The sequence below is a fragment of the Campylobacter sp. 2018MI13 genome (assembly GCF_018501135.1).
In the GTDB taxonomy this organism is placed as follows: Bacteria; Campylobacterota; Campylobacteria; order Campylobacterales; family Campylobacteraceae; genus Campylobacter_E.
Window position 1 is genome coordinate 1 of sequence record NZ_JAHCZC010000102.1, and the last position, 4,734, is coordinate 4,734.

Genomic DNA, 4,734 nt, shown 5'->3' on the forward strand with positions numbered 1-4,734 from the left:
TAGAAGTGCTTAAATTAAGCAATATTTTTATTTATTATATATGCCTTGAATCTTTATTATCAATTATTTTGTTTAGAGGTATTGTGTGAGATTAAAATTTGTAATTTTTGTAATATTGTCATTTTTTATAATGCTACTTTCTAGGGTATATTGGCTTAGTATTTATAGCAATGATTATTATGAAGAACTAGCACAAAAGAATTCAACCAAAGAAGAATTAATTCCGCCTATTAGAGGGATAATATTAGATAGAAATAATACCCCATTAGCTGTTAATCAGCTCGGATTTTCAATATCTTTAAAACCACATTTAAGTAGTAATTTATTAGATGTAACAACTAATAAAATTCTAAAATGCTTTAGTGATTTAGATATTGATAAAATTATTAAAATATATAAAAGAGAAAATAGCTATTACAATCAAGATGAAATAGAAATTATAGATTTTATAGAGTATGAGAAGATAAATCCTTGTTATTTTGAGCTGAATTTAGATGATAATATATTAATAAAACCAAGTGTTAAAAGACTATATCCATTTAATTCTTTAGCAAGTCATATAATAGGCTATGTGGCAAGGGCAAATGCTGAAGATATGGTAAATAATGATGTTGTAAAAGTTACAAAAAAAATTGGAAAAACAGGCATAGAAAAATATTATGATGATATATTACAAGGCACGCCTGGTAAAAAAGTTACAAAAGTAAATTCCATCAATCAAGAAGTAGAAGAAATTGAGTTTAAAAAACCAATTATGGAAAATGATATAAAACTCACTATTGATATAAGAATGCAGCAATACTTAGATGAATTGTTTAAAAATATTAGTGGTTCAGCAGTTGTTTTAAATATTGAAGATGGCTCAATTGTTGCAGCAGGTTCTTATCCAGAGTATGATTTAAATCCTTTTGTTACTGGAATTTCACAAAACGAATGGGATATGATGATACAAGATTTAGACCACCCATTTACAAATAAGATTATAAATGGTCGTTATCCACCAGGTTCGGTTGTCAAAATGGGCGTAGGCTTATCGTTTTTGCAAAGTGGTAAAATAGATACTAATACTACTTTTACTTGTTCTGGTTCTTTTGATTTTGGTGGTAGAAAATTTAGATGCCATAATGTATATGGGCATGGGGTTATGGATTTAAGAACTGCTATTAGGTCAAGTTGTGATGATTATTTTTATAAAGGCAGTTTAAAAGTTGGAATAGCTGATATAAGTGCAAGTTTATATAAGCTTGGATTTGGTAGAAAAACAGATATTGATTTACCACTTGAGAGTGTTGGTATATTACCAAATAAAGTATGGAAAAGTTCAAGATATAATCAGCCTTGGTATCAAGGTGAAACTTTAATTACTAGCATAGGGCAAGGTAATTTCCTAGCAACTCCAATGCAAGTAGCAGTCTATACAGCAAAATTAGCTAGTGGATACGAAATAAAGCCACATTTTGTAGATGAAATAAATAAAGAAAAAGTTGAAATTGTTAAAAAAGATATTTTTACTCAAAGCGAACAACAAGATTTAAAATATATTAGAGCAGCTATGTATGATGTAGCAAATACACCTAAAGGCACAGGATATAAACCTTTATTGGAGAGTAAAATCACATTAGCAGCCAAAACAGGCACAGCACAAGTTGTAGGGATTTCTCAAAGTGAAAAAAAGCGTATGAAAGAAGAAAATATGGAATATTATACAAGAAGCCACGCTTGGATGAATGCTTATGGACCTTATGAAGAGCCAAAATATGCCGTGGTTGTTCTAGTTGAACATGGAATGCATGGAGGTGCTACTTCTGGGCCAATTGTTGCAAAAATATTTAATAAATTATTAGAATTAGGCTATATTGATGAGCAATATCAAAAGGGATTTAAAAAACATAAATGATATTTCAAATTCTAAATGTATTAAAGATAAATTATTATGATTAGCCTATTTTTTTGCAAGGATTTATATGTTTAGAGCATTTTATTTATCTAAAAAATGGTTTTTATGGTCTTGGGGCGGGAGTTTGCTTATTTTACTTGCAATTTTTTCTCAAACCTTACTTAATGTACAAATCAACAATTGGTATAAAGATTTTTATAATCTCTTACAAGCAGCACCACAAAATAGCACCTACGAGCAGTTTTTAAGTGGCTTGAGTGATTTTTTATTTATAGCTTTACCTTATATTTTAATAGCTACATTAACAGCGTTTTTTTCTAGGCATTTTGCTTTTGCTTGGAGAGAAGCTATTACATTTGCTTATCTTAAGGCTTGGCGTAAGAATAATGATTATATAGAAGGCTCATCACAGCGTATCCAAGAAGATATATATAGATTTGCAAAAATCGTTGAGAGCTTGGGTGTTGATATTATAAAGGCTTTTATGACCCTGATTGCCTTTTTGCCTATTTTATATACTTTAGGGGCTAATTTGGTTTTACCTATTTTTAATTTTCAATCAGGTTTAATTATGTGGGCTTTATTAACAAGCGTTGGTGGTCTTATTATATCTTGGTTTGTTGGAATTAAACTTCCTAATCTTGAATATAACAATCAAAAAGCCGAAGCTGCTTTTAGAAAAGAATTAGTTTATGCAGAAAATGATAGAACCAATCACGCATTACCAGAGCAAATGTTTGAGCTTTTTACAGGGCTTAAGTTTAATTACAAAAGATTGTTTTTGCACTATGGATATTTTGATGTTTGGCTATATTTATACGAGCAATTTATGGTGATTTTTGCTTATTTGATAGTAGGGCAAAATTTATTCTTAGGAATAATTGCCCTAGGTGTTTTAGTTCAAATCAATAATGCTTTTAGTAGTGTTCGCTCAAGTTTTAGTGTTCTTACTAAAAATTGGACAACTATTACAGAATTAAGAAGTATTCACAAGCGTTTAAAAGAATTTGAAGAGCATATTAATTTTAAAATTAATTCTTAATTTATGTTATTTTGAATTAATTTTATTTGTATAAACTAATGGCATTTTTTAATTTTTAATAAAGGTTATTAATGAATTTTTTACAAAATCAAGCTTTAAAATATACTTGCAATTTTCTTAACAAAGAGCTTAAGTCTAAGTTTAATTTTAAAAATGAAGTTAATTTAGAAAAATCTAAAGATGGTAAAAAGGTAATGCTATATATTCACGTTCCGTTTTGCCATACTTTTTGTCCTTATTGTAGCTTTCACAAATTTGCTTATGATGAAGAATTATGTAAAGAATATTTTAAAACTTTAAGAATTGAATTACAGCAATTTAAGGATTTAGGATACGATTTTAATACACTTTATGTTGGTGGCGGAACTACTTTAATCAATGAAGCAGAACTTATAAAAACACTTAGTTTATGTAAGGATTTATTTAGCATTGAAGAGATTTCTTGTGAGAGTGACCCAAATCATATAAAGCCTGAAGCTTTAAAAGACTTTAAAGGGCTTATTGATAGGCTTAGTTGTGGGGTGCAGAGTTTTGATGATGAGATTTTAAGAAAAGTTAATCGTTTAGAAAAGTTTGGAAATCAAAAAGAATTAGTAAAAAAATTAGAATTAGCTAATGGTATTTTGCCAACTTTTAGTATTGATTTGATTTTTAATTTTCCATCACAAACAAAACAAATGTTAATAAAAGATATTGAATTAGCTAAAAATATTGCTCCATCACAAATTACTTTATATCCACTGATGAAATCTAATCTTACTAAAGAAATAATTGCAGCTAAATTAGGCATAGATAAACAAGATAATGAATATGAATTTTATAAGATAATTTGCGAATACTTTAGTGATTATGAGCAAAATAACTCTTGGAGTTTTTCTAAGGATAGAACTAGTTTTAATGATGAATATGTAAGCACACATCACGAATACATTGGTGCTGGTAGTGGGGCTTTTTCTTTTACAAATAATAAGCTTTTAGTAAATGCTTTTAAATTAGATGATTATAAAGCTAAGGTTTTAGCTGGTAAAAATCAAAAATTAGCTCACATAGATTTTAGTCCTGAAGATAGAATTAATTATATTTTTCTAACAGAGTTTTTTAAGGATAATTTGAATATTAATAATTTTAATTCTAATTATAATTGTGATTTAGAAAAACACTTAGGGCTAAAACTAAAAGCAATGCAGACTATTGGAGCAATTAACATAAATAATGGTATTATTAATAATACTTTTTTTGGTAAATATCTAGCACTTACCTTGATGAAAGAATTTTATATAAATATGGATTTAGTAAGGGCTTATTTTAGAAAGGATTTATAATGAAAAAATATTTATTTTTACTAATAAGCTCAATGCTTTTTGCTAGAGAAAATCCATTTGTGCCTATTGTAAAAATCAATAATCCAAGTCCTATTGAAGAGATAAAGGAATTTAAAAAAACAGCTTTTAGTGTTCCAAGCGATGCTAGAATTTTAAATAAAATGAAACTTATTTATACAAATGTAGATGGGACATTGAAAGAATTTGAATTAGATATTAATGAGGCTCTTGATTGGCATAAGGTTTATATGCTACTTGACGCCCAAGAGCTTACAAACCAAGATAAAGAAGAAGCAAAAACTGAATTAAAAGAAGTTGATAAAATAAAACTTGCATTAAAAAATCAAGAAAATGCTAATGATGATAATTCTAATGTAGAGCAAAATACTACTAAAATTACTGAAGTTAAGAAAGAAGAAAATAAAGAAAATAAAATTAGTAAAACCACAGAATATACACCTTTATCATTAGAC

The 4,734-nt window shown here is 27.8% G+C and carries 3 protein-coding genes and 1 pseudogene; all 4 read left to right on the plus strand.

Going from position 1 to position 4,734, the window contains the following annotated elements; translation table 11 throughout:
- Positions 1-85 precede the first annotated feature (85 nt).
- A complete protein-coding gene (gene mrdA, locus KJQ99_RS08665; protein ID WP_214119847.1) occupies positions 86-1,897 on the plus strand; it encodes a penicillin-binding protein 2 in 1,812 nt (603 codons plus the stop codon).
- Positions 1,898-1,964: 67 nt separating this feature from the next.
- Positions 1,965-2,939 carry a putative transporter gene (locus tag KJQ99_RS08670; protein WP_214117998.1) on the plus strand — a complete coding sequence of 325 codons (975 nt, stop codon included), beginning with the start codon at positions 1,965-1,967 and terminating at the stop codon, positions 2,937-2,939.
- A gap of 71 nt (positions 2,940-3,010) precedes the next feature.
- A complete protein-coding gene (locus tag KJQ99_RS08675) occupies positions 3,011-4,261 on the plus strand; it encodes a coproporphyrinogen III oxidase family protein (protein ID WP_239802643.1) in 1,251 nt (416 codons plus the stop codon).
- Positions 4,261-4,734: pseudogene (locus tag KJQ99_RS10645) on the plus strand (hypothetical protein); the annotation flags it as partial. The gene KJQ99_RS08675 and the pseudogene KJQ99_RS10645, both read left to right, overlap by 1 nt.

Excerpts from the sequence above, each read along its gene's own strand:
- KJQ99_RS08670 (WP_214117998.1), top strand. The coding sequence starts at position 1,965 with ATGTTTAGAGCATTTTATTTATCTAAAAAATGGTTTTTATGGTCTTGG.
- KJQ99_RS08675 (WP_239802643.1), top strand. The coding sequence starts at position 3,011 with ATGAATTTTTTACAAAATCAAGCTTTAAAATATACTTGCAATTTTCTT.